Below are 24,791 nucleotides of genomic sequence, written 5' to 3' on the forward strand. Positions count from 1 at the left end.
TAATTTGCACTCTATTTCATGGAGCTTTAGAATCTGGGAGCTTTTTATTATTAGTCACAATAGGTTCTCGATGAAAAAATTTCATAAAACGCTAGTAGCGATGGCGATCTTATCTACTGCAAGCGGTGTAAATGCTGCTGCATTCCAATTAGCAGAAGTGTCAACGTCAGGTCTTGGTCGTGCTTATGCCGGTGAAGCTGCAATTGCGGACAATGCCTCAGTGGTTGCAACTAATCCAGCATTAATGAGCTTATTTAAAACCAACCAATTCTCTGTGGGTGGCGTTTATGTGGATTCTAAAATTCGAATGAGTGGTCCGGTTACCGTTAATGCATTAGGTCGTACTGTTGCTGCAGGTTCTGCAGATCATGATAGTGTTATACCAGATTCATTGATTCCGAATATGTATTTTGTGGCACCAATTAATGACAAATTTGCCATTGGTGGTGGTATGAATGTGAATTTTGGATTAAAAAGTGAATATGAATCAGATTACAACGCAGGAGTATTCGGCGGTAAAACTGATTTAAGTGCGATTAACTTAAATTTAAGCGGTTCATATCGTGTGACTCAAGGTTTAAGTGCTGGTGTGGGTTTAAATGCAGTTTATGCAAAAGCAAAAATTGAGCGTAGAGCTGGTGCTCTGGCTGATGCAGCTCAATATGTTGGTAAGGCTGTACGCGAAGGAGCTATACAATTACCTCCTACAGCTGGTCCATTATTGGCTTCATTAAGTAGCGTTCAAAAAGATACTATTCTAACTCAACTACAAGACAAAGCGGCTTGGGCTTTTGCTTGGAATGCTGGTGTAATGTATCAATTTAATGAAAATCATCGAATTGGTTTAGCTTACCATTCTAAAGTAGATATTGATTTTACAGATCATACAGCAACTAGTTTACAAGCTCAGCGTATTGGGCAAGAAGGTGGTTTAAAGCTCAATTTGCCTGATTATTTAGAGTTTTCAGGATTTCACCAATTAACCGAGAAATTTGCTATGCACTATAGTTATAAATATTCTCACTGGAGTCGTCTGAAAAACTTATATGCAACGTATCATGCTGATGGCGTAGAAGCATTTCATAAGAAAATGTACTACAGAAATAGTTCGCGTGTAGCACTAGGTGGAACTTACGATGTGGATGAGAAATTAACTTTACGAGCAGGTATTGCTTATGATCAAGCTGCAGCAACTGAATATGCTAGTGCGGCAATTCCTGATACAGATCGTACTTGGTATAGCGTAGGTGCTACATATAAATTTACTCCAAATCTTTCAGTTGATTTAGGCTATGCTTATTTGAAAGGTAAAAAAGTTCATTTCAAAGAAGAGCAAATTATCCGCAATGGTGCTGTAGTGGTAACTGGAAATTACACCTCTAAAGCAAGTGCAAATCTTTACGGTTTGAATTTAAATTATAGTTTCTAATCGGTTAGAAAATTTAGCATAATAAAGCACACCTCCACACGAAGTGTGCTTTTCTTTTTTATAAAACAAGGCAAAAAATGACCGTACTTTATTATACTTATTATCCTTCTCCTATCGGGCGGCTTTTAATTTTATCTGATGGTGAAAGTATTACACATATTGATTTTGAAAAAGAGCAATATGAACCTAATCCTAAATGGCATAAAAAAGATGAATTGCCTGTTTTTCAAAAAGTATACTTGGCTTTTGAACGATATTTTAGTGGAGAAGTCGAGCGTTTTTCAGATATCCCCTTGAAGCCAGAAGGTACAGCGTTTCAACTCTCTATTTGGCAAGCTTTACGCGAAATTGATTATGGTGAGCTTTCCTCTTATGGTGATCTTGCGTTGCAGATTAATAATCCTAAAGCGGTTCGAGCCGTAGGTGGTGCGGTAGGGAGTAATCCGATTAGTATTATTATTCCTTGTCACCGCATTTTAGGTAAAGATCGTACTTTAACTGGTTTTGGCGGAGGCTTAGAGGCAAAACGTTTTTTATTACAATTAGAAAAAATTCCCTATATTGATAAAGGTACTGAAAATACTAAGCCTCGCTTTTTTAAGAAATATCACGAATGATTCCACAAACCCTTGAACAATTACTTTCCAAAGCACAATCCATAGCTGGCTTAACTTTTGGTGAATTAGCTGACGAATTACATGTTCCAGTTCCACCGGATTTAAAACGCGATAAAGGTTGGGTTGGGATGTTGCTTGAAACTGCATTAGGTGCTACGGCAGGCAGTAAGGCTGAACAGGATTTTTCCCATTTAGGCATTGAATTAAAAACTTTACCCATTAATGCAGAAGGCTTTCCGTTAGAAACCACGTTTGTGAGTCTTGCGCCCTTGGTTCAAAACTCCGGGGTAAATTGGGAAAATTCGCACGTTCGTCATAAATTATCGAAAGTCTTGTGGATTCCCATTGAAGGCAGTAGAGATATTCCTTTACGTGACCGCCATATTGGTCAGCCTATCTTATGGCAACCTTCGGTTGAACAAGAACATCAATTACGCCAAGATTGGGAAGAGTTGATGGATTATATTGTGCTCGGAAAGTTAGATCAGATTACGGCACGTATTGGTGAAGTTATGCAACTGCGTCCAAAAGGTGCAAACAGTAAAGCCATTACGAAAGGCATTGGTAAAAATGGGGAAGTGATTGATACTTTGCCGCTGGGGTTTTATTTACGGAAAGAATTTACGGCAGGCATTTTAAACGCTTTTCTTTATCATAAAAATGGGTGAATCATCACTCATTTTTTATTTCTCTAAGTTCTGAAAAACACAGAAAAAACCTACCGCACTTTGTAAAGTCTCTCCATAGAAAATGAGTGGGATACGATTTCGTTGCCAAGGCGGAACACCGAGCTCTTGCCAAATTTTTTTCATGGTTTCTGCTGGGCGATTATGCTGTCGTTTTACTTTGCCAGTATAAGCAAATCGTATTTGAATCGGCTCTTGTGTATTAGCAAGTTGAACTTGTTTGTCATTCCAATGGACTAAAATGCCTTGCTCATTGTTGATTGCATAAATTCTTCCAAGATTATCAGGCAAAAGAATCTGTTGATTTAACGGCATATCAAGACAAGTTTGCGACAAATCAGCGAATTTCCCCGTTAAATAGAGACATTCCTGATAACGGCGAATAATATGCTCCCCGAGTTGAAATTGTGGGGATGCATCCGCTTTAGCCTGAATAACATCATCAATAATATGCATTAATTGAATCTGCGTAGGCATAGCAATCTGATTTTTAGCCAGCCACATACGCAAAAGTGAGGTTTGTTTTTGCGGTGAATAGTCTAGAAAGTTTATGAGCGAAAACTGTTTTTGATCCTCAAGAATGTGCTGCTCAAAGCAGGTCTGTAATAATTCATTAATCAGTTGTTGTTGCTCAAAACAATGTTGTGCGGCACGCTGAACAGCATGATCAAAATGTTCCCAGCGTTGACGTATTTCAGGCAAAATTTGGTTACGTAAGAAATTGCGATCGTAATGATTATCTTGATTGCTTTCGTCTTCGACCCAAGACAGATTTTCTTGCTGAATGTAATCTTCTAATTCATTACGGGTAAAAGAAAGAAGCGGGCGTAGAATAGACATCCCGAACAATTGACTTTCTTTTTGCATTGCGCCTAAACCTTGTAATCCCGCGCCTCGTTTTAGCGCTAGGAAAAAAGTCTCAGTTTGATCATTTAAATGATGTGCAGTGACCAGATATTCATCTGGCTGAATATGTTTCAAAATCGCCTGATAACGGGCTTCTCTAGCGCCAGCTTCAATGCCATCGTGCATTTCCACTTTGACTCTTTCAATAATAAGTGGAATGGCAAATTGTTTACAGAGTTGTTGGCAATGAGCCGTCCAAGCATCCGCATTCGGGCTTAATCCGTGATGGATATGGATAGCTCGCAGACTTAAGTGCGGTCGTTTTTCGCGGAGTTTTTTAACTAAAGAAAGCAGTGCAGTTGAATCCAAACCACCGCTAAAAGCAATGAGAAGCTTATTGGCGGTGGTTGGGATTTGAGCTTGGAATAATGAAAAAAGATCCATTAGGCAACTTTAACAGCTTTGTAGTTTGTGCTTGGATTTAAGATCTCAAAACGTGCAGCAATAGGTTGGAGTTCGTAAGATTTTAAATCAAAGGTAGTTTTCATTACGCCTGCCACCGCATTATTCATTTTTTCAAAAGCTTCAACATCGTTGCCACAGTTTAAGTAATGCGCCAAGAAAGTACCCGCAATTAAATCACCCACACCAACAGGTTCAAAGTTAAATTTATAAAGCGGACGGCTTAAATGCCATACACCTTCAGGTGTCGCCATAATAATTTCAAAGGTATCGGGATCATTTAATTTACCCGCTTTACCTAAGTGTTTAACCAACACTTTTTTCACACCTTTAGCCACTAATGCATTGGCGGCTTTCAGCACATCGTCAAACGTATTGATAGGGAAGTCAGAAAGCGTACGAAGTTCGGAAAGATTTGGGGTCATGATATCCGCACGTGGAATGGCTTTTTCAATTAAGCGTTCACGTACACCATCGGCGACCACGCAGACTTTTTCGGCATTTGGCATCACTGGATCGCACAAGTAAAGTGCATTTGGGTTACGTGCTTTGATTTTTTCTAAAGCATAGATAATTTGGTCAACTTGCTCAGCTGAACCTAAATAGCCAGAAAGCAACGCATCACATTCTTGCAGTTTTCCAATGGCATCTAAACCGTTAGCAATTTCACCAATTTGCTCTTGTGGAATCACCATGCCTGTCCATTTACCATATTGAGTATGGTTAGAGAATTGCACGGTATTGAGTGCCCATACATCCACGCCTAATAGCTGCATTGGAAAGGTAGCAGATTTATTACCAGCGAAACCATAAACTACGTGAGATTGGATTGCTAATACGTTTTTCATTTTAAGTTCTCCTTTTATATTATTTTAGGCATTGATGCTGTTTTTTGCATCCATGCAACATTTTTTTCAAAACACAAAAAAGAGCGGTTAAACTAACCGCTCTATTTTATTAACAATAACCGTAAGACATTAAACGTTCATAACGTCTTTCTAATAAGCCATCTTTGTCGAAGGTATCGAGTTCGTTTAGTTCTTCAAGGAGGCATTGTTTTAAATTACGTGCCATTTCATGATAATTACGATGCGCACCACCTAATGGCTCTTGAACGATATTATCAATTAAACCTAACTCTTTTAAACGAGTAGCGGTTAAGCCCATGACTTCGGCTGCGGTAGATGCTTTTTCTGCGCTCTTCCACAAGATTGAAGCACAGCCTTCTGGTGAAATAACGGAATAAGTTGAATATTGCAACATATTCACTTTGTCGCCGACACCAATGGCTAATGCACCACCAGAACCGCCTTCACCGATTACCGTACAGATAACAGGTACTTTTAATGTAGACATTTCACGTAAGTTACGAGCAATCGCTTCAGACTGACCACGTTCTTCCGCACCGATGCCCGGGTAAGCCCCTGGTGTGTCGATAAAGGTAATGATAGGTAAGTTAAAACGCTCAGCCATTTGCATTAAACGTAACGCTTTACGATAGCCTTCAGGTGCTGGCATCCCAAAGTTACGAGTTACTTTGTCTTTTACCGTACGACCTTTTTGGTGACCGATAATCATTACCGCGCGACCATCTAAACGAGCAAGACCACCTACGATTGCTTTATCATCTGCAAAGGCACGATCGCCTGCCAGTTCTTGGAAATCAGTAAAAATATGTTCGATATAATCAAGCGTGTATGGACGATTTGGGTGACGTGCCATACGAGAAACCTGCCATGCATCAAGATTTGCAAAGGTTTTTTTGGTTAATTCATCGCTTTTCTTTTGTAAGCGTTTAATTTCATCGTGTAAATCAATTTTGTCATCAGATGCTGAACGTAGTGCTTCAATTTTAGCTTCAAGTTCAGCAATAGGTAATTCAAAATCTAAATATTCTTGGCTCATTTCTTATCCTAAAATATCGTCAAAAGTTGCCCGCACTTTATCAAGATTTAAGGTGCGGTGCAAATGGTTTTCACTGGTTGGAGCGGATTATAAATATTCCTTTTTTAGTAATGATAACAAAAACAAAAATGCGGAACAAATCACGACAGAAGGCCCCGCCGCTGTATCATAAAAGGCGGAAAGGAATAACCCGCCAATAACGGAAAGCATACTAATTAAAATCGCAATAAACACCATTTGCTCAGGTGTCTTAGCAAAGCGTCTTGCTGTTGCAGCGGGAATAATTAAGAGCGATGTAATAATCAGAGCTCCAACAAACTTCATACTTAATGCAATGGTAAGTGCGGTCAAAATCATTAAGATAAATCGCATTTTTTTAATGTTAATGCCTTCCACTTGTGCCAGTTCAGGTGAGACTGTGGTGGAGAGTAAGGCTTGCCAGAAGTAAAGCAGCGTGCCTAATACAATAACCACACCCGCGCCAATGTAAGGTAAGTCGTTAAAATTAATGGCGAGCAAATCCCCAAAAAGATAACTCATTAAATCTACGCGGACATTTTTAAGCAAGCCAACCGTGACTACACCAAGAGAAAGACAACTGTGTGCGATAATGCCTAAAAGGGTATCTACTGAAAATTGCGTGTTACTTTCGAGCCACACCATTAATACGGCAAGAATAATCGTCAAAATCACAATGGCAACATAAGGATTAATTTGTAAGAAAATCCCTAACGCCACACCGAGTAAGGCAGAGTGGGAAAGCGTATCGCCAAAATAAGCCATTTTACGCCACACCACAAAGGCACCCAATGGGGCAGTAATTAAGGAAAGCAGTAAGCCGGTAAGCAAGGCTGGAAACAAAATCTCAAACATGATTTTTCCTTATTGTTGGCATTCTGATGGATTGGCACTGCAACTACAAACATCACCGTGCATATTATGGTGGTGATTATGATGGTGCGTATAAAAGCCCACATTTTGTGAGATTTGATTGCCCCAAAGACGCATAAATGTGGGATTATTCGATAAGCTTTCGGGTGTGCCGGCACAGCAAATATGTTGATTGATGCACAACACTTCTTTACTGTCCGCCATCACGATATGCAAATCATGGGAAACCATTAAGACCGCACAATTTAAAGCTTGTTGAGTACGATGAATTAGCTGATAAAGTTCAGCTTGACCATTAATATCCACCCCTTGAGTCGGTTCATCTAACACCAGTAAATTGGGTTTATTCAAAATTGCACGAGCCAATAGCACACGTTGCATCTCGCCACCAGAGAGTTTTTGCATATTATTTTTTCTCAAATGAGTAATAGAGAGTTGCTCAAGTGCGGTTGATATTTCTTGCGTTTTAACACCTTTTTTGAGCGCCAGAAAACGCTCAACCGTCATCGGTAAGCTGTGATCGAGGTGAATTTTTTGTGGGACATAGCCAATTCTGACATTCGCGCTATAAATCACTTCACCGGATGTTGGCGCTTGTAATTTTAATAAGGTTTTTAAAAGGGTTGATTTTCCCCCACCATTAGGACCGACAATGGTAATAATTGAATGAGGATAAATGTTAAGATTAATATCCCGCAGTGCGGTCTTTTGCTCAAAGACTACATTGATATTTTTTAGCGTAATTAATGGTACTGATTGGGTTGGTTGAATGGCGTTAATTTGCATAATTCTCCCCTTAAAAATAGCCCAATAACATAGCTCATTTCCTTATTTTTCTCAAGAAATTCTATCAGTGTCTAAATATTAGGCATAAGATTTTATATTCTTGGGGTAAAATGAATTTTTTCTAGATTTTGTAGTCTGAATCACGAAAATCTTTTATTTTATATCTAAGGGTAGCAAAAGTGCAGCACGTTAAATTAGCCAGAGAACGACGGAAAAGAAAGTCTCGCATAAAAGCAGCGATTTTTTTTACTGCACTTTTACTTATTTTTACAGGTACTTTTCTCGCCTTTAAAGATACCGCTGATTATGATCCTTCTTTGCAAAGTAATCTTGAGCCAGAGATGGTAGATAACGTTCAATATCAATCTCTGACACCTGAAAAAACGGAATCGGGCAATCCTCAATCTCAAGAAGGCGAACATCCTGAAGCAAAACAACATGCTAATACGGAAGATGCAACCTCTTATGATGATGAACTCCAAGCAAAAGATGATGAAGTTGATGAAATTAAGCCTCAGTTTGATGAGCTAAATGAGCTACCAAAAGATGCACAAGATGCATTGACCGGTATTTTAGATGTGGCTGATCAGGCACTACGTATTACCGATCAATTTAGTCATACCGTGGTACGAGGTGATTCATTAAAAGATGTGTTAGAACTTTCAGGTCTAGAAGATAATACTGCGAATAATTTGATTTCAACCTATCCTGAATTAAAAAACTTACGCGCAGGTCAGCAGTTCTATTGGATTTTAGATAAAGAAGATCAACTGGAGTATTTAAACTGGTTGGTATCTGAAAAAGAAGAGCGAATTTATGAGCGCACTGAAGACGGCAAGTTTAAACGCCAAATCTTAGAGAAGAAGAGTATTTGGAAGAAAGAGGTATTAAAAGGCACGATTAACGGATCTTTTGCATCAAGTTTGCGTGATTTAGGTTTGGATGGTCGTCAAATCAGTCAGTTAAGTTCCGCATTACAATGGCAGGTAAGCCTTCAAAAACTCAGTAAAGGCACCAAATTTGCGATTTTAGTGTCACGTGAATATTTAGGTGATAAATTAACGGGACAAGGTAATGTAGAAGCTATCCATATTATAACAGGTGGTAAAAGTTATTATGGAATTCAAGCGGCAAATGGTCGCTATTATAATAGACAAGGTGAGACCCTTGGCAAGGGCTTTGCGCGTTATCCACTACAACGTCAAGCGCGTGTTTCTTCGCCATTTAATCCAAATCGTCGTCATCCAGTCACAGGACGTATTCGCCCACATAAAGGCGTCGACTTTGCTGTTGCTCCAGGTACGCCCGTTATTGCGCCAGCAGAAGGCGTAGTTGAAAAGGTGGCTTATCAAGCAGGTGGTGCAGGACGTTATGTGGTGATACGTCATGGTCGCGAATATCAAACGGTGTATATGCATTTAAGTCGTGCTTTAGTTCGTGCAGGGCAAACTGTGAAGAAGGGAGAGCGTATTGCTTTAACAGGAAATACAGGAATCTCAACGGGACCTCATTTACATTATGAGTTTCATATTAATGGTCGTGTTGTAAATCCATTGACAGTTAAATTACCTGGTACAAGTAGTGCAATGGCAACAGCAGAGCGTAAACAGTTCTTAGTGCAAGCGAAAGAAGCGGAAAAGATGTTAAAACTGTAGCGAATAAAGTGCGGTCAAATTTGGACCGCATTTTTTATGTGCTTAAAAAATTAATCAAAAACTGACCGCACTTCATCTTTCCTCTTTTTCATCAATATGCTATCCTTCTTTGCGTTTTAGAATTATTCTCATTTGTTATGATTAAGCGACGTTATCTCATTTTTCTTTTGATCGCGCTTTCCTTTGTCTCACTTTTTCTCGGGGTGAGCACTGTTAATCTGAAAGGGTTACTGAATTTTGAAGGTAATCAATGGCAGATCTTTTTAATTAGTCGCGTGCCTCGCTTAATCAGTATCTTGATTGCTGGCGCATCCTTGAGTATTTGTGGCTTGGTGATGCAGCAACTCAGTCGAAACCGATTTATTTCTCCCACCACGGCGGGCACAATGGACAGCGCACGATTAGGCATTTTAATGGCGATGCTGTTTTTCCCAACTGCTTCTATGTTGTTAAAAACCACTATTGCGGTCATCGTGTCTTTTCTTGGGACATTGTTATTCATGACGATTCTGTCCCGTTTGAAATTCAAGGACACGATTTTTGTGCCTTTAGTGGGGATTATGTTCGGCAATATCATCAGTTCAATTACCGCCTTTATTGCTTATAAAGAAGATTTATTACAAAACTTATCCGGGTGGCTACAAGGAGACTTTTCTCTTGTGATGTCAGGCCGCTATGAATTGTTGTATTTCAGTATTCCTACCCTCATCGTAGCTTATTTATTTGCACATCGTTTTTCTATTGTCGGGATGGGGAAAGATTTTGCGGTTAATCTGGGTCTAAATTACAACCAAGTACTTTATCTCGGCCTGCTCATTGTGGCGGTCGTATCTTCGATTATTATTGTGTCTGTTGGCGTGATTCCTTTCTTGGGGTTAATTATCCCGAATATCGTCACACTTTATTTGGGTGATAACTTGAAGAAAGTGTTATCTCATACCGCCTTGTTGGGTGCCGTATTTGTTTTATTCTGCGATATTTTAGGGCGAAGTGTGATTTATCCTTATGAGATTTCCATTAATGCCGTAGTTGGCGTATTTGGCAGTGGTATCTTCTTATTTTTATTATTAAAGCGGTATAGAAATGGCTAAGAAATCTTCTTCTCAACTGATTGTATTGTCGTTGTTAGCCATTGTTTCTCTTGCACTCTATTTAGGCTACAACTTACCAAACCGTTGGCAATATGCCTTGGAAAATCGTGCCTTATCCTTAATTGCGATTGTGATTACAGGTGCGGCAATTGCACTCGCTACGATGATTTTCCAAACGATTGTGAATAACCGAATTCTCACGCCGAGTATTTTGGGTTTAGATTCGCTGTATTTACTGATTCAAACGACGATCATTTTTCTTTTCGGTTCAAGTACATTGCTTTCAATGAATTCGATTGCATTGTTTGTCTTATGTACGGGATTAATGATGGCGTTTTCATTAGTGCTTTATCACTTCCTGTTTAAGAAAGAGAGCCAAAATATTTTCTTCTTGTTGCTTGTCGGGATTATTTTCGGCACCTTCTTTGGTAGCTTAACGACCTTTATGGAAGTGTTGATTGACCCAAATGAATTCCAGATCGCTCAAGATATTGGCTTTGCAAGTTTCAACCGAATCAATACTCAAATCTTGTGGGTCGCATTAGCCATTTTAGTAGCGACCATTGTTTTCAGTTTTAAATATTGGCATTGCTTTGATGTGTTGGCGTTAGGGCGAGAAAATGCCATTAACTTAGGTATCGATTACCAAAAGACCTTAAAAGTCCTATTAATTCTCGTGGCAATTTTAACATCAGTATCGACCGCACTTGTTGGCCCACTTACTTTCCTTGGGTTATTGGTAATGAATGTAACTTTTGAATTTATTCGTGATTATCGCCATAAGGTGCTTATTCCTGCTGCGATGTTAATTTCCATTATTACCTTGGTTTTTGGGCAATTATTGGTTACTCATATTTTTACCTTCCGCACGACATTAAGCATCATCGTTAATTTTGTCGGCGGTGTGTACTTTATTTATTTGTTATTAAGAGCAAACAAAAAATGGCAATAGAAATTCGCAATATTACGAAAAGTTACGGAAGCAAAAAGGTGGTGGACAACGTGTCTGTCACCATCCCAACGGGGAAAATTACGTCTTTTATCGGACCGAATGGCGCGGGGAAGAGTACAGTGCTGTCTATTATGAGCCGTTTGTTGAATGCTGATAGTGGCGAGATTTATCTCAACGGTGAATTGCTCAATCGTAAGAAAAGTAGCGATATTGCGAAACAGCTTGCGATTTTAAAGCAGACTAACAACATTAATTTGCGTCTAAGCATTGAAGATTTGGTCGCTTTTGGGCGTTTTCCTTATTCCAAAGGAAATTTAACTCAAACTGACCACACTTTTATTGATAATGCCATTGCTTATATGGATTTAGATGATATTCGTCATCAATATATCGATAACTTAAGTGGTGGGCAGCGACAACGCGCTTATATTGCGATGACGCTTGCACAAGATACCGATTATATTTTGTTGGATGAACCATTAAATAATCTGGATATGAAACATTCTGTGCAGATCATGCAAGTTTTGCGTAAATTAGCGACAGAACTCAACAAAACCGTGGTGATTGTGATTCATGATATTAATTTCGCCTCTTGTTATTCTGACTATATTGTTGCCATGAAAAATGGAAAATTAGTCCAACAAGGTGAAGTTAACCACATTATGCAATCAACCGTATTACAAGATATTTATGATATGACGATCCCTATTCAGAATATCGATAATAACAAAATTGCTGTTTACTTTAGATAAATAAGGAAATCTTTATGAAAAAAACATTATCAACTTTAGCACTTTCACTCTTCGCACTTTCTGGTGTTGTACAAGCTGCGGATATTACGGTGGAAAATTCTGTTAGAAAACAAGTTGTGCCACAAAACCCACAACGAGTGGTAGTTCTCGATTTTGGTGCAGCTGATACGCTTCGTGCATTAGGTGTGCAAGATAAAATAGTGGGCTTCCCACAAAGCGGAAAAATTCCAAACTATCTTTCAGAATTTGCAGACAAAAAATATAAAAATGTTGGTGATTTGAAAGAACAATCATTGGAGCAAATTAACGAACTTAATCCAGATTTGATCATTGCGTCTAAACGTCAAGAAAAAATGATCGACAAGTTTAAGGAAATAGCCCCCGTGTTGAATGTGGATTATGACTACAACAATTACTACCCGAGTTTTCAACAAAATGTGACCGCACTTGGTCAGATCTTTGACAAAGAAAATGTAGCAAAAGAGAAATTATCCGAGTTAGACAGTAAAGTTGCGCAAGTTGCAAAAGACGCACAAAGCAAAACGGCACTATTAGTGTTGGTTAATGAAAGTAAAATCAGTGCTTTTGGTGATGGTTCTCGCTATGGTATGGTGTATCAAAAATTTGGTTTTAAACCGATTGATGACAGCATCAAATCGTCTACGCATGGACAAAGCGTTGGTTTTGAATATATCTTAGAAAAAAATCCAGACTTTTTACTCGTAGTGGATCGTACAGCGGCCATTACAGAAAAAGCCAACAATGCGCAAAAAGTATTGGATAACGATATCATCAAACAAACCAAAGCATATAAAGATGGACACATTGTGTACCTTGATGCAGCCAATTGGTATCTTGCATTTGGTGGTTTAGAAAGTATGGAAATCATTGCACAAGAACTTGATCGTGCAGTGAAAAAATAATACGAAAAATCATTTAAAAGGGCAGTCAATGATTGCCCTTTTTATATGTAAATTAATCTTTACACATATCAATAAACTTCCTATCATATCGGCATCATTCAATAAAACAGAGCTTATTTTATGCTGACATTTAATCCACAAGATCCGTTCTCTTGCTTTGTCACTCAAAGCCTTTCCATGAAAAGTGCGGTCGAAAATGCACAACGTTTTGCGATGTTTGATGTGCCGCTTTTAATTCAAGGTGAAACGGGCACGGGTAAAGATTTATTAGCCAAAGCTTGCCATTTTGCGAGCTTGCGTCGTGAGAAAAAATTCATTGCAGTAAACTGTGCAGGCCTGCCGGATGAAGATGCGGAAAGCGAAATGTTTGGGCGGAAAGTGAGTGACAGTGAAACCATCGGTTTTTTTGAATATGCTCACGAAGGTACGGTGTTGTTAGATGGCATTGCCGAGCTTTCATTAAGTTTACAGGCAAAATTATTGCGTTTTTTAACTGATGGTTCTTTCCGTCGAGTGGGTGAAGAAGAAGAACATCATGCAAATGTTCGGGTGATTTGTACTTCACAAGAACCGATGGAAAAGCTGTTAGAACAAGGGAAATTGCGCAGTGATTTATTCCATCGCTTAAATGTCTTAGCACTAAATGTACCGCCATTGCGTGAGCGAGTTGAAGATATTCAGTCTTTAACGGACGGTTTTTTGCAAGAAATTAGCACGCAGCTTAAGATTTCAATGCCGCAATATGATGCTGATTTTTTGAATTATTTGAAAGGGCAGCCTTGGCAAGGCAATGTACGAGAGCTTTACAATGTCTTGTATCGCGCCTGTTCCTTAGCGAAAAATAACCAGCTTGATATTGAAAGTTTAAATTTAAAACCCGTACAAAGTGCGGTCATTTCTGTGGATGATTTTGGTGAGCAAACCCTGGATGAGATCATGGGACAATATGAGGCGAGTGTATTGCGTACTTTTTATGCTCAGTATCCAAGTACACGAAAATTAGCACAACGATTAGGCGTATCACATACGGCGATCGCCAATAAATTAAAACAATACGGTATTAGTAAATAATTTCTGACAGTTTAGGGAATTGTTTACAAAGTTTGAGCCATTCGACTTTATCAATTTGTACATTGAGGATAAATTCACCTTCATCCGAAATTTGTTCGTGACGAATGCTATCTAATTGATAGAGCGCATGGCGAATTTTGCCCTCTTGCGGGAGCAGCGTGAGAGTGAAAGAAAGTATCTCATTTTTCAACCGCACTTTAATGGCTTCAAGTAGCAGATCTAATCCTTCACCTGAATGTGCTGAAAGGTAAACGGCAACGGGCTTATTCTCGTCATCATATTCAATATGGGGCGCTACATTTTCCAATAAATCGATTTTGTTATACACCAACAATACCGGTACTTTGTTAGCCTTAATTTCTTCCAATACTAAATTCACCGCTTCAATATTTTCGATCTTTCGAGCGTCTGCCGCATCAATGACGTGCAATAACAAACTGGCTTCTACCGTTTCTTGCAAGGTAGATTTAAAAGCGGACACTAAATCATGAGGGAGCTGGCGAACAAAACCAACGGTATCGGCGAGAATTGAAGTACCAACATCTTGAATTTGTAAACGTCTTAATGTGGGATCGAGGGTAGCAAAAAGCTGATCCGCGGCATAGACATTGGCTTGTGTGATGAAATTGAATAGTGTCGATTTGCCCGCATTGGTATAACCGACCAAAGAAATGGTAGGGATATCCGCTTTTTGTCGAGTTTGATTACGTTGTTTTTCGACTTTCGCCAAACGATTTTGCAACTGCGCAATACGCACCTTGATTAAACGGCGATCCGTTTCTAATTGCGTTTCGCCTGGACCACGTAACCCAACCGCACCTTTTTGCTGATCTAAGCCTGTTTTTCGACGAACTAATCGAGTCGATAAATGCTTGAGTTGGGCTAATTCAACTTGCAATTTTCCTTCGTGCGATCGGGCTCGTTGGGCAAAGATATCTAAAATCACCCCAGTGCGATCCACAACACGGCATTGGCAGATGCTTTCTAAATTACGGGTTTGTGCAGGGGTTAATTGATGATTCACCAAAACAACATCGGCATCTAAGGCTTTTACTGCATCCGCAATTTCTTGTGCTTTTCCTTCACCGATAAAATATTTTGCTTGTGGTGTAGTACGGCTCGTGGTGATGATTTGTAAAATCTCAACATTGGCAGATTCTGCTAAAAGCTGGAATTCTTGCAGATCTTCAATGTTTTTATTTTGAGAAAAGAAAACATGCACGACGACAGCTTTATCTTTTGCCGATTGGTTATTGTCGCCTGTTTTAGATGACGAAAGTGCGGTTGAAATTTCTGGTGAATTTTCAACCGCACTTAAATTGATGAAATCATTCATTGAACAGAACTATTCTGCTTGTGTTTCTACTTCCGCTGCAGCATCAGAAGCTTGTGCTGCATGATGACCGTTATTATTGTGGTGAGAAACAGAACGTGCTGGAACCACAGTTGAAATAGCGTGTTTATACACCATTTGATTAACAGTGTTTTTTAATAAAATCACGAATTGGTCGAATGATTCGATTTGACCCTGTAATTTAATCCCATTAACGAGATAAATCGAAACAGGAATACGTTCACGGCGTAACGCATTCAAATAAGGATCTTGTAATGATTGTCCTTTTGCCATTTTTTGCTATCCTTTGTTGTTATATGTTAATTAATGATAGAAACGAGTTGTCTCCGTTATCAAATATAGCAATAAACATTTTTCTTGTCTATGGGTTTATCTCTTTGCTTTCACGCAGTTTTTTCAGAATTGTTTTCATTTTTTCATCTAGTTGTGCGTTGAAACGTAATGTTTCGCCCGTTTTAGGGTGTTCAAATCGAATAGAAAATGCATGTAAAAACAAACGATTGAGTCCGAGATCTTGCATATATTTATCGAATTCTTTATCACCGTATTTATCATCCAGCGCGATTGGGTGACCTGCATATTGAGTATGAACTCGGATCTGATGGGTCCTTCCCGTTACAGGCGACGCTTTTACTAAGGTCGCATTCTGGTAGCGTTCTTCAATAGCAAATCGCGTTTCAGAAGGTTTGCCTTGTTCACTGACTTTAACGATGCGTTCGCCACTGGCTAATTCATTTTTTAATAAAGGTGCTTGCACGACTTTCACATGAGATTGCCATTGTCCACGCACGAGTGCGAGATAGTCTTTTTGTACCGTTTTAACACGAAGTTGTTCGTGTAAGTTGCGTAAGGCAGAGCGTTTCTTTGCCACCAATAAAATGCCTGATGTATCTCTGTCTAAGCGATGAACCAATTCTAAAAAACGGGCTTCAGGACGTAATGCACGCAAGGCTTCTATCACACCAAAATTCAAGCCACTTCCGCCATGAACCGCAATGCCAGAAGGTTTGTTCAATACTAATAAACAATCATCTTCAAAAATAATATGGCTTTCAAGGGAGGCGACTTTATTCAAGTTTTTAGAAATCGGCGCGGTATTTTTTTCAGAAACACGAACTGGTGGCACACGCACCACATCACCATTTTGCAATTTATATTCAGGTTTGATTCGTCCTTTGTTCACACGAACTTCGCCTTTACGCAGAATGCGATAAATCAAACTTTTTGGCACACCTTTTAATTTTGCCAATAAATAATTATCAATGCGTTGTCCTGCTTCATCCTCAGAAACGGTGAGCATTTTGACGGATTGATTGATGATTTTTTCTTGTTTTTCAGTCATTGAATCTGTCCTTTAAAAATTGGGCTGAATCATATCACAATATCCCTGGTGATAATAGCAAGAATGCCTTGCTAATTTAGCCCCGAATGTGGATAATAGAGCGTCTTTCTATGCCTAAAATTTGGCATTTAGAAAGCGATTTTGTATGTTGGTCAATACTCAATGCAGCGAATGGCATAAGACATTGATAATCAACATATTTTTCTTGAAGATTAACGCTTCCTTGCAATGCGTAATTAACACACCGCATTGTTTTACGAAAATTGTCTTAGATAACAATTGAGTATGCTATCAATGCACCCAGCAACACACAGTCGTGAGATTGACTGTTCGCGAGAAACACGAGGTCGATGGCTAAGGTCAGTCAATCTGTAAAGTGCGGTTAATTTTCAAGGTATTTTAGATAATTCAAACGAGAAATTGACAATGAAAAGAATGTTAATCAATGCGACTCAAAAAGAAGAGTTGCGCGTTGCGTTGGTCGATGGCCAGCGTTTATTCGACTTGGATATTGAAAGTCCGGGTCATGAACAGAAAAAAGCCAATATTTACAAAGGGAAAATCACTCGCGTAGAGCCGAGTTTAGAAGCTGCCTTTGTGGATTATGGTGCAGAGCGCCATGGCTTCCTTCCTTTAAAAGAAATTGCCCGCGAATATTTCCCTGCTGATTATGTATTCCAAGGTCGTCCAAATATCCGTGATATTTTGACTGAAGGTCAAGAAGTGATCGTTCAGGTGAACAAGGAAGAGCGTGGCAATAAAGGCGCAGCCTTAACCACTTTTGTTTCCCTTGCCGGTAGTTATTTGGTGATTATGCCAAACAATCCGCGTGCAGGTGGCATCTCTCGCCGTATTGAAGGCGATGAACGTATCGAATTAAAAGAAGCATTGAGTTCTTTAGATGTACCAGAAGGCGTAGGTCTTATCGTGCGTACAGCGGGTGTAGGTAAATCACCAGAAGAATTACAATGGGACTTAAAAGTACTGTTGCATCATTGGGAAGCGATTAAACAAGCTTCACAAAGTCGTCCGGCGCCATTCTTAATCCACCAAGAAAGTGATGTGATTGTTCGTGCGATCCGTGATTACTTGCGTCGTGATATCGGTGAGATCTTAATTGATTGCCCGAAAGTATTTGAAAAAGCGAAAGCACACATCAAACTTGTGCGTCCAGATTTCATCAATCGTGTGAAACTGTATCAAGGCGAAGTGCCGCTATTTAGCCACTATCAAATTGAATCTCAAATTGAATCCGCCTTCCAACGTGAAGTACGTTTACCTTCTGGTGGTTCGATTGTGATCGATGTGACAGAAGCGTTAACAGCGATTGATATCAACTCGGCGCGTTCAACTCGTGGTGGTGATATTGAAGAAACAGCATTAAATACCAACCTTGAAGCGGCGGATGAAATTGCTCGTCAATTACGTTTACGTGACTTAGGTGGCTTAGTGGTTATCGACTTCATCGATATGACACCTGTTCGTCACCAACGTGAAGTAGAAAACCGTATCCGTGATGCCGTGCGTCAAGACCGTGCTAGAATTCAAATTAGCCGTATTTCTCGCTTCGGTTTGTTGGAAATGTCACGTCAGCGTTTAAGCCCATCATTAGGTGAGTCTTCTCACCATGTTTGCCCACGCTGTCAAGGTACGGGTAAAGTGCGTGATAACGAAAGTTTATCACTTTCTATCTTACGTTTAATCGAAGAAGAAGCGTTAAAAGAAAACACCAAACAAGTACACACTATCGTGCCTGTACAAATTGCATCTTACTTACTTAACGAAAAACGTAAAGCTGTTCATAGCATCGAAAAACGTCATGATGTTGATATTATCGTCGTGCCAAATGAAGCGATGGAAACGCCACATTTCAGCGTATTCCGTGTACGTGAAGGCGAAGAGCTAAATGAATTAAGCTATAACTTAACCAAATTCCATGATGCACAAGACGATACATTTGTACCAGAAGAGTCTCTTGTTTCTCGCAACATTGAAACTGCAGCCGTGACCTCTGAGCAAGTGGTGGAAAGTGCAGCAGTATCTTTATCGATTCCAACAGCTGCACCAGCACCAGTTGAGCGTAAATCGGAAGAACCATCATTGTTTGCGAAAATTGTTGCCGCAATTAAAGGTTTATTTGCTTCTGAACCAAAAGAAGAAGAGAAAAATCAAAATAACCGCAACAATCGTAACAACAACCGTAATAATCGCCGCAATCAAGATCGTCGTAATAATCGCCGTTCTCGCAATAACGAAAACAACGATAATGCGAAAAATACAGATGAAGAAAATGCGCGTCCAACTCGCGAGCGTGTAAATAATCGTCGCAATCGTCGTAATGCGAATGAAGAAGTGACATCTGAAAGTGCGGTTAATTTAGCGAATGTTTCTGATGATAATCGTCAAGAAGAAAAAGCAGAGAAACCGGTAGCAGAGCGTCGTCAACGTCGTGATTTACGTAAACGTGTTCGTATTGAGGATAATACAAATAACATCAATGAGAATGTTATTGAGGCCGTTGAAGTTCCTGTGATTAAAAATGAAGTGGTTGAAAATAACACTGTTGATAATACAGAAAATAAACCTCGTCAAGAACGTCAGCGACGTACTCCACGTCATTTGCGTACATCGAATAATCAACGTCGTCGTCGTAATGAAGTGAAGTCACCAATGCCATTATTTGCGGCAGTTGCTTCACCTGAATTAGCAAGCGGTAAAGTTTGTGTCGATTATTCTGTTGTAAATGCAGCGAAAGAAAGCAATTTCTTATCTGTGGATGAATTGCTTGAGCAAGAAAAAACGAAAAAAGGTGTGATCACGCCTGCAACGGGTATTGTCGTGGAAGAAAAACCGGTAAAAACTCAACCGGCTTTAGATTTCATTACTCAACCGGCAAATGAAGCAGTGCAACAGAAAGTGCAAGAATCATTAGAACGCTTGCATCATAAATCAGAGCCGGTTGCTCAAGTCGAAACAGCTGAAGTTGAACCGCAAGAAAAAGCAGAATTCGTTCGCTCTTATGTGTTTACAGGTCGTGCAGGTACCATTTCAGCAGTACAGCACACTAAAGCAGCGATGACATTAGCGAAAGCACCAGATGAAGAGTCCAAACCATTCCCAATTGTAAAATGGACGGAGTCTCGTTATTACTTTAACGGTAAAGGCGCCGCAGGCCATCATAGTGCAATTAGCCATATTTATTCTGAAGCGACACAAGCGAAAGCAGAGTAATATCTCAATAATAAAGACGGAGCCAGTAGGTTCCGTTTTTTATTTTGTGTATTTTTAAAGCATTATGATTTAAAAGTAGTCAGTCAGATAATTTTTTTATTTTCTTGCTTGACGGGGTGAGGGAAAAAACGTATTATTCACCTCGCTTAAATCACGGAGGAATGGTCGAGTGGTTGAAGGCACCGGTCTTGAAAACCGGCGAGGGTTTACGCCCTCCGTGAGTTCGAATCTCACTTCCTCCGCCATCAAATTCAAAAAATCCCTAAATTGAAAGATTTAGGGATTTTTGCTTTTCAGTCTATTTTAAAAAGATCTTATTTTTTGACAGCACTGTCTCGAGCCTCTTTAAAAGCAAGGTATTCTTCTAAGGTCTCAATCGCTTCTAAACATTTTTGTCGGCGTGTTAAATAAATCGCAGCTGTTTGCTTATATATATCTCGTTGAATATCTGTTTGAGCCGTATTAGCTTGTGCTTTGGCTTCTCCGTATTTTTCTGTGAGTTGCTGCAAGGCTTCATAATACTTTTCTAGACGCTCTCTAGGAGGGAGACGATGAATGCTATGTTGTGATTTATTACTTGTAACTGGTTGTTCCGTTTTTTTCGGTTGAATAGCCTTTTTATGCTTGCGATTCATCGCTTCGTTCAAGGCGGTACATTGCCCTAAAAGATGTTCTGCCATAAATACAATTTGCTCTTCATTTTGATGCGGAATTTTACATAGCTTAGTTAAGCTTTGTTGGATTTCTTTGAGATAAAAACCAACGGTTTCAAAATCTTCGGTAAATAAAGTGCGGTTAAATTTCGCATTGATTTTTTTATCGGAGTTAGGTTGATAGGCTTGAGTCAGTTGAAGTACTTTTTGCTCGAGCGTATTGAGTAATGATTGAATAGACATAAAAAAATCCCCGCATAATATATGCAGGGATTATAACGATTAAAGGGTCATGGCTGCAATCCAACCGAATGTTAATAATGGGATATTGTAGTGCATAAAAGTTGGTACAACCGAATCCCAAATGTGGTCGTGTTTACCATCCATATTTAAACCGGATGTTGGCCCAAGTGTGGAGTCAGAAGCCGGTGAACCCGCATCCCCTAATGCCGCCGCTACACCTACGATAGCCACTGTCGCAAGTGGTGAGAAACCAAAAGAGAGACAAAGAGGTACATAAATTGAGGTGATAATTGGTACAGTTGAGAAGGAAGAACCAATACCCATAGTAATCAATAACCCAACGAGTAACATTAAGAATGCGGCAACACCTTTACTTTGAATCACGCCAGTAGAAAGCGCATCTACTAAATCTTGTACACCACTTGTGGTATTAATGACATTAGCAAAACCAGAAGCTGTAATCATAACAAAGCCGATCATCGCCATTAAACGTAAGCCTTGTTGGAAAATGTCATTACTTTCTTTGAGTTTGAAGATACCGAATACACCGAAAATGACTAAACCGACTAAACCACCAATAATTGTTGAGCTTGTGAAAAGCTGTGTAGCAAAAGTAGCGACAATAGCAACCGCACTTGCAGTAATTTGAATAGGTGTAATGTTCGCAATGTGTTGTTCAATTTCGGTTGTCGTTGGCTCAGTAGTTGTTACTACATATTCACGTGGTTTACGATAGGTAATAAATACAGCAGTGAGTAAACCAAGAATCATGCCTGAAACAGGGATAAGCATAGCAAGGGAAACTTCACCTACGCTGGTTTGTAATCCGAGTGGTGCACCAGCAAGATTGATATTTTTGACTAACACGCTCTCAATGAAAATTTTTCCAAAACCGACAGGCAAGATCATATAAGTTGCGGTTAAACCAAAGGTAATAATACAAGCCACTGCACGACGATCGATTTTTAAACGGTTAAAAATAGAAAGTAAAGGCGGCACTACAATCGGGATAAACGCAATGTGTACTGGGAGTAAGTTTTGGGATGAAATGGCGAATAAAAGCAAAATGCCAAGCAGCATATATTTAAACCAGGCTAAATTTTTACTGGTTGGTGTTTTGTTCATTCGGGTAATCATTTTGTAGGCAAGCAAATCAGTAATACCAGATTTTGAAATCGCAATGGCAAATGCACCGAGCATCGCATAGTTCATCGCCACTTCAGCACCACCACCTAAGCCGCCTGTAAAGGCTTCAATGGTTTTGCTTAAACCTAAGTTACCGCATAAGCCTGCAGTCAGGGCGGAAATCACCAGTGCGATAACCACATTCACGCGCAATAGGCTTAACGCCAGTAGCACGACAATTGAAATAACAACGGGATTCGATAGCATATTGTTGTTCCTTATTGATTAATTAAAAGAAAAAGGTTGCATAAAAGAAAATTGATTTAAGATTAAATGTCGCATAGTAATAAACTCCTGTAATTAATAATAAAACAAAACCCCTCGAAAGTTGCCTTCCGAGGGGTAAGATTTTTTTGATCTTTATCTTGTCAGCTCGGAAGAAATCTTCCAAGCACGCCAACAGCCTGAAAGATTATTCAGTTGAATGGCGATGATGGTGACGAAGGATAAAGTTCATTTGAAACTCTCTTATTTAGATAACTAAATTGAATTACTTTTTAAAATACGGTAAACCAGAAATGATTGCAAGTTTTTTTCTAAAAAACTTTAAAAATTAAAGTGCGGTCTGATTTTCAGCTGTTTTTTCCGTTTCATTTGTTTGAGCAATATGCGGGAAACCGCCAAGCTCTTTTAAGTGATTCACCATATAGCAAAATAATTCCGCAGTACGTTCAGTATCATATAGCGCTGAATGGGCTTGTTTGCCATCAAAAGGAATTTTTGCCGCTTGGCACGCTTTGACGAGTACTGTTTGCCCAAACATAAAACCAGCAAGCGTTGCCGTATCAAACATCCCAAAAGGGTGGAACGGATTGCGTTTTACACCCGTACGTTCAGCCGCCGCCATCACGAAACTTTGGTCAAAAGTGGCATTGTGCGCTACGATGATAGAGCGCTGACATTCTGCATCTTTTTGTCCACGACGCACCATTTGGAATAACCCCGTGATGGCGTCTAATTCAGATACGGCTCCACGCAATGGATTGTGAATATCAATTCCATTAAATTTGAGTGATTCGGGATTAATATTCGCCCCTTCAAATGGTTCAATATGAAAATGGCATTTTTGATCAGGTTGCAAATTGCCATTTTCATCCATTTTTAAGGTGATTGCCGCAAGTTCTAAAAGTGCATCTTTTTTTGCATCAAATCCTGCTGTTTCTACATCAATAATAACGGGGAAGTAACCGCGAAAACGATTTTTTAATTGGTGGTGATAAGGTATTTCTTGAGAATTGGACATATTTTATCCTTTAAAATAAATAACGCAGGTAACCCTGCGTTATAAAAGAGCGAAAAAATCAACCGCACTTTTAATTAATTACCTAGACCTGATTTTGAACTTTTATCTTCGATAAATTCAATTTTATAACCATCAGGATCTTCAACAAAGGCAATAACGGTTGTACCACCCTTAACTGGGCCTGGTTCGCGAGTCACTTTACCACCACTTGCACGAACTGCTTCACAAATAGCATAAATATCATCAACGCCTATAGCAACATGTCCATATGCTGTACCTTGTTCATATTTATCTACGCCCCAGTTGTATGTTAATTCAATTTCTGCTGCACTTTCGCCATCTTCGTAACCTAAAAATGCAAGCGTATATTTATACTCAGGATTTTCACTGGTACGCAGTAAACGCATACCTAAAACGTCTTGATAAAATTTAATAGAGCGGTCTAAATCACCTACTCGAAGCATCGTGTGTAAAATTTGCATTTTGTTTTCCTCTTTTCTATTTGGGTGTTGGGCGATTATAGCATAGAAATTGGTTGCTTCTATTGCAAGATATAACTTGCTTTCTAGGATTTGGTTTATTTCACCGCAATCATTGAACCAAAATTAAAGCATTGGAACCACAATTCTACATGTGAAAATCCGATATTTTTTAACCGCTCTTTGTGGATATTAATCGAGTCAGTACGCATGACATTTTCAAGTGCGGTGCGTTTTTGGCTCACTTCAAGCTCACTGTAACCGTTAGCACGTTTGAATTGGTGGTGTAGGTCAATTAGTAGCTCATTCACTTTTTCATCTTCAAAACGGAATTTTTCAGAGAGCACCAACACGCCGTTTGAATTTAAACCTTGGTAGATTTTGGTGAGCAAGGCTACACGATCTTCTGGTGGTAAAAATTGCAACGTGAAGTTGAGCACCACCATTGAGGCGTTCTTAATTTCAATTTGACGAATATCATCACAAAGAATTTCTACGGGCATATCACTATGATAAGCCGCAACGTGCTGACGGCAGCGTTCCACCATTGGCGAAGAATTATCGACACCGATAATTTTCACATTAGGTTGTTTAATATTACGTCGCATAGAAAGAGCTGCCGCACCGCGTGAACAGCCTAAATCATAGACTTGGCTGTCAGCAGTCACAAAACGCTCAGCCAACATACCAATCGCCGTGATAATGTTGGAGTAGCCCGGAATCGAGCGTTGAATCATATCGGGGAAAACTTCCGCCACGCTTTCATCAAAAGTAAAATCGCCCAGTTTTTCGATCGGGGCTGCAAAAATTGTATCTTTCATCATGATTGAATTCTGTTGTTGTATTGAGAGGGCATTTATTTAGATAAAATGCAAAAAACTGCGGTCATTTTAGTGAAAGTTTTTAAAGGATCAAATAAATTTCGCTTTTCAATTTAAAAGGCATGTCTTTTTCCGTATAATCAACGCGTTAATTATCCATTTTTAGAAAAATGA

23 protein-coding genes, 1 tRNA gene and 1 other annotated feature are annotated in these 24,791 nt (G+C 39.4%); of the genes, 11 read left to right on the forward strand and 13 right to left on the reverse strand.

All coding sequences use genetic code 11. The annotated features are described in order from the left end of the window. Nucleotides 1-70: 70 nt before the first annotated feature. The 3 genes from ACXVWP_RS02645 to mutH all read left to right on the forward strand — a co-directional run bounded on the left by ACXVWP_RS02645 (nt 71) and on the right by mutH (nt 2,714). Nucleotides 71-1,429, forward strand: coding sequence for an OmpP1/FadL family transporter (locus tag ACXVWP_RS02645; RefSeq protein ID WP_289901370.1), 1,359 nt, complete (start codon nt 71-73; stop codon nt 1,427-1,429). Between the two features lie 77 nt (nt 1,430-1,506). Next, entirely contained in the window at nt 1,507-2,046 is a 540-nt protein-coding gene (locus tag ACXVWP_RS02650; protein WP_289901369.1) for a methylated-DNA--[protein]-cysteine S-methyltransferase, read from the forward strand. Continuing rightward, nucleotides 2,043-2,714, forward strand: a complete 672-nt coding sequence (mutH, locus tag ACXVWP_RS02655; protein ID WP_289901368.1) for a DNA mismatch repair endonuclease MutH — start codon at nt 2,043-2,045, stop codon at nt 2,712-2,714. Before ACXVWP_RS02650 ends, mutH begins: the two co-directional genes overlap by 4 nt. A 15-nt stretch (nt 2,715-2,729) precedes the next feature. On the opposite strand, the gene tilS is transcribed toward mutH, so the two are convergent. The 5 genes from tilS to znuC all read right to left on the reverse strand — a co-directional run bounded on the left by tilS (nt 2,730) and on the right by znuC (nt 7,622). Next, nucleotides 2,730-4,022, reverse strand: a complete 1,293-nt coding sequence (tilS, locus tag ACXVWP_RS02660; protein ID WP_289901367.1) for a tRNA lysidine(34) synthetase TilS — start codon at nt 4,020-4,022, stop codon at nt 2,730-2,732. Then, nucleotides 4,022-4,888, reverse strand: a complete 867-nt coding sequence (gene pdxY, locus ACXVWP_RS02665) for a pyridoxal kinase (protein WP_049369150.1) — start codon at nt 4,886-4,888, stop codon at nt 4,022-4,024. Before pdxY ends, tilS begins: the two co-directional genes overlap by 1 nt. A gap of 109 nt (nt 4,889-4,997) precedes the next feature. Then, a complete protein-coding gene (gene accA / locus ACXVWP_RS02670; protein ID WP_075915680.1) occupies nt 4,998-5,945 on the reverse strand; it encodes an acetyl-CoA carboxylase carboxyl transferase subunit alpha in 948 nt (315 codons plus the stop codon). 87 nt (nt 5,946-6,032) lie between these two features. Then, nucleotides 6,033-6,818, reverse strand: a complete 786-nt coding sequence (gene znuB, locus ACXVWP_RS02675) for a zinc ABC transporter permease subunit ZnuB (protein ID WP_049366407.1) — start codon at nt 6,816-6,818, stop codon at nt 6,033-6,035. A gap of 9 nt (nt 6,819-6,827) precedes the next feature. Beyond that, complete coding sequence (znuC, locus tag ACXVWP_RS02680; protein WP_289901366.1) at nt 6,828-7,622, reverse strand: zinc ABC transporter ATP-binding protein ZnuC; 795 nt, start codon at nt 7,620-7,622, stop codon at nt 6,828-6,830. 179 nt (nt 7,623-7,801) lie between these two features. Here znuC and mepM point away from each other — a divergent pair, with 179 nt between their 5' ends. From mepM to ACXVWP_RS02710, 6 genes are all read left to right on the forward strand, one after another. After that, nucleotides 7,802-9,277, forward strand: coding sequence for a murein DD-endopeptidase MepM (mepM, locus tag ACXVWP_RS02685; protein ID WP_289901365.1), 1,476 nt, complete (start codon nt 7,802-7,804; stop codon nt 9,275-9,277). Nucleotides 9,278-9,414: 137 nt separating this feature from the next. Beyond that, complete coding sequence (locus ACXVWP_RS02690; RefSeq protein WP_289901364.1) at nt 9,415-10,368, forward strand: ABC transporter permease; 954 nt, start codon at nt 9,415-9,417, stop codon at nt 10,366-10,368. Next, nucleotides 10,361-11,320: an iron chelate uptake ABC transporter family permease subunit gene (locus ACXVWP_RS02695; protein ID WP_297569565.1), complete on the forward strand. Its 960-nt coding sequence runs from the start codon at nt 10,361-10,363 to the stop codon at nt 11,318-11,320. The genes ACXVWP_RS02690 and ACXVWP_RS02695 overlap by 8 nt, the downstream gene beginning before the upstream one ends. After that, the gene (locus tag ACXVWP_RS02700) at nt 11,311-12,072 is read left to right on the forward strand and encodes an iron ABC transporter ATP-binding protein (protein WP_289901362.1); all 762 of its coding nucleotides are present in this window, start codon (nt 11,311-11,313) and stop codon (nt 12,070-12,072) included. Before ACXVWP_RS02695 ends, ACXVWP_RS02700 begins: the two co-directional genes overlap by 10 nt. A gap of 14 nt (nt 12,073-12,086) precedes the next feature. Further along, on the forward strand, nt 12,087-12,995 hold the full coding sequence (locus ACXVWP_RS02705; protein ID WP_289901361.1) for a siderophore ABC transporter substrate-binding protein: 909 nt from the start codon (nt 12,087-12,089) through the stop codon (nt 12,993-12,995). Nucleotides 12,996-13,115: 120 nt separating this feature from the next. Next, nucleotides 13,116-14,066 carry a sigma 54-interacting transcriptional regulator gene (locus ACXVWP_RS02710; RefSeq protein WP_289901360.1) on the forward strand — a complete coding sequence of 317 codons (951 nt, stop codon included), beginning with the start codon at nt 13,116-13,118 and terminating at the stop codon, nt 14,064-14,066. Here the strand turns inward: ACXVWP_RS02710 and hflX are convergent. The 3 genes from hflX to rluC form a co-directional block, all read right to left on the reverse strand. Then, on the reverse strand, nt 14,056-15,402 hold the full coding sequence (gene hflX / locus ACXVWP_RS02715) for a ribosome rescue GTPase HflX (protein WP_289901359.1): 1,347 nt from the start codon (nt 15,400-15,402) through the stop codon (nt 14,056-14,058). The two genes, ACXVWP_RS02710 and hflX, sit on opposite strands and share 11 nt — an antisense overlap. A 9-nt stretch (nt 15,403-15,411) precedes the next feature. Then, nucleotides 15,412-15,693 (reverse strand): RNA chaperone Hfq, encoded by a 282-nt coding sequence (hfq, locus tag ACXVWP_RS02720; RefSeq protein WP_289901358.1) that lies wholly within the window; start codon nt 15,691-15,693, stop codon nt 15,412-15,414. Nucleotides 15,694-15,781: 88 nt separating this feature from the next. Then, the gene (gene rluC, locus ACXVWP_RS02725) at nt 15,782-16,762 is read right to left on the reverse strand and encodes a 23S rRNA pseudouridine(955/2504/2580) synthase RluC (protein ID WP_065244214.1); all 981 of its coding nucleotides are present in this window, start codon (nt 16,760-16,762) and stop codon (nt 15,782-15,784) included. A gap of 426 nt (nt 16,763-17,188) precedes the next feature. Here rluC and rne point away from each other — a divergent pair, with 426 nt between their 5' ends. Together rne and ACXVWP_RS02735 are read left to right on the forward strand one after the other, a co-directional pair. Then, a complete protein-coding gene (rne, locus tag ACXVWP_RS02730; RefSeq protein WP_289901357.1) occupies nt 17,189-19,993 on the forward strand; it encodes a ribonuclease E in 2,805 nt (934 codons plus the stop codon). Nucleotides 19,994-20,148: 155 nt separating this feature from the next. Continuing rightward, nucleotides 20,149-20,238: transfer RNA gene (locus ACXVWP_RS02735), tRNA-Ser, on the forward strand. A 69-nt stretch (nt 20,239-20,307) separates the two neighbouring features. On the opposite strand, the gene priC is transcribed toward ACXVWP_RS02735, so the two are convergent. The 5 genes from priC to cmoA form a co-directional block, all read right to left on the reverse strand. Continuing rightward, nucleotides 20,308-20,889, reverse strand: coding sequence for a primosomal replication protein PriC (gene priC / locus ACXVWP_RS02740; protein WP_289901356.1), 582 nt, complete (start codon nt 20,887-20,889; stop codon nt 20,308-20,310). 39 nt (nt 20,890-20,928) lie between these two features. Next, nucleotides 20,929-22,281: a Na+/H+ antiporter family protein gene (locus ACXVWP_RS02745; protein ID WP_289901355.1), complete on the reverse strand. Its 1,353-nt coding sequence runs from the start codon at nt 22,279-22,281 to the stop codon at nt 20,929-20,931. Nucleotides 22,282-22,383: 102 nt separating this feature from the next. Then, nucleotides 22,384-22,511: a sequence feature (His leader region), on the reverse strand. Between the two features lie 116 nt (nt 22,512-22,627). Then, nucleotides 22,628-23,317: a ribonuclease T gene (gene rnt, locus ACXVWP_RS02750; RefSeq protein WP_289901354.1), complete on the reverse strand. Its 690-nt coding sequence runs from the start codon at nt 23,315-23,317 to the stop codon at nt 22,628-22,630. Nucleotides 23,318-23,391: 74 nt separating this feature from the next. Then, nucleotides 23,392-23,799: a lactoylglutathione lyase gene (gloA, locus tag ACXVWP_RS02755; RefSeq protein WP_289901353.1), complete on the reverse strand. Its 408-nt coding sequence runs from the start codon at nt 23,797-23,799 to the stop codon at nt 23,392-23,394. Nucleotides 23,800-23,894: 95 nt separating this feature from the next. Then, a complete protein-coding gene (cmoA, locus tag ACXVWP_RS02760) occupies nt 23,895-24,620 on the reverse strand; it encodes a carboxy-S-adenosyl-L-methionine synthase CmoA (protein WP_289901352.1) in 726 nt (241 codons plus the stop codon). Nucleotides 24,621-24,791: the final 171 nt, after the last annotated feature.

It is taken from the genome of Haemophilus sp. SZY H56, assembly GCF_054332415.1.

Bases quoted from the DNA above. Each gene is read 5' to 3' on its own strand.
- znuB (WP_049366407.1), bottom strand. From the start codon at position 6,818: ATGTTTGAGATTTTGTTTCCAGCCTTGCTTACCGGCTTACTGCTTTCC.
- ACXVWP_RS02710 (WP_289901360.1), top strand. From the start codon at position 13,116: ATGCTGACATTTAATCCACAAGATCCGTTCTCTTGCTTTGTCACTCAA.
- ACXVWP_RS02700 (WP_289901362.1), top strand. From the start codon at position 11,311: ATGGCAATAGAAATTCGCAATATTACGAAAAGTTACGGAAGCAAAAAG.
- hflX (WP_289901359.1), bottom strand. From the start codon at position 15,402: ATGAATGATTTCATCAATTTAAGTGCGGTTGAAAATTCACCAGAAATT.
- rluC (WP_065244214.1), bottom strand. From the start codon at position 16,762: ATGACTGAAAAACAAGAAAAAATCATCAATCAATCCGTCAAAATGCTC.
- mutH (WP_289901368.1), top strand. From the start codon at position 2,043: ATGATTCCACAAACCCTTGAACAATTACTTTCCAAAGCACAATCCATA.
- ACXVWP_RS02650 (WP_289901369.1), top strand. From the start codon at position 1,507: ATGACCGTACTTTATTATACTTATTATCCTTCTCCTATCGGGCGGCTT.
- znuC (WP_289901366.1), bottom strand. From the start codon at position 7,622: ATGCAAATTAACGCCATTCAACCAACCCAATCAGTACCATTAATTACG.
- cmoA (WP_289901352.1), bottom strand. From the start codon at position 24,620: ATGATGAAAGATACAATTTTTGCAGCCCCGATCGAAAAACTGGGCGAT.
- priC (WP_289901356.1), bottom strand. From the start codon at position 20,889: ATGTCTATTCAATCATTACTCAATACGCTCGAGCAAAAAGTACTTCAA.
- accA (WP_075915680.1), bottom strand. From the start codon at position 5,945: ATGAGCCAAGAATATTTAGATTTTGAATTACCTATTGCTGAACTTGAA.
- rnt (WP_289901354.1), bottom strand. From the start codon at position 23,317: ATGTCCAATTCTCAAGAAATACCTTATCACCACCAATTAAAAAATCGT.
- hfq (WP_289901358.1), bottom strand. From the start codon at position 15,693: ATGGCAAAAGGACAATCATTACAAGATCCTTATTTGAATGCGTTACGC.
- gloA (WP_289901353.1), bottom strand. From the start codon at position 23,799: ATGCAAATTTTACACACGATGCTTCGAGTAGGTGATTTAGACCGCTCT.
- tilS (WP_289901367.1), bottom strand. From the start codon at position 4,022: ATGGATCTTTTTTCATTATTCCAAGCTCAAATCCCAACCACCGCCAAT.
- rne (WP_289901357.1), top strand. From the start codon at position 17,189: ATGAAAAGAATGTTAATCAATGCGACTCAAAAAGAAGAGTTGCGCGTT.
- ACXVWP_RS02645 (WP_289901370.1), top strand. From the start codon at position 71: ATGAAAAAATTTCATAAAACGCTAGTAGCGATGGCGATCTTATCTACT.
- ACXVWP_RS02690 (WP_289901364.1), top strand. From the start codon at position 9,415: ATGATTAAGCGACGTTATCTCATTTTTCTTTTGATCGCGCTTTCCTTT.
- ACXVWP_RS02695 (WP_297569565.1), top strand. From the start codon at position 10,361: ATGGCTAAGAAATCTTCTTCTCAACTGATTGTATTGTCGTTGTTAGCC.
- pdxY (WP_049369150.1), bottom strand. From the start codon at position 4,888: ATGAAAAACGTATTAGCAATCCAATCTCACGTAGTTTATGGTTTCGCT.
- ACXVWP_RS02745 (WP_289901355.1), bottom strand. From the start codon at position 22,281: ATGCTATCGAATCCCGTTGTTATTTCAATTGTCGTGCTACTGGCGTTA.
- ACXVWP_RS02705 (WP_289901361.1), top strand. From the start codon at position 12,087: ATGAAAAAAACATTATCAACTTTAGCACTTTCACTCTTCGCACTTTCT.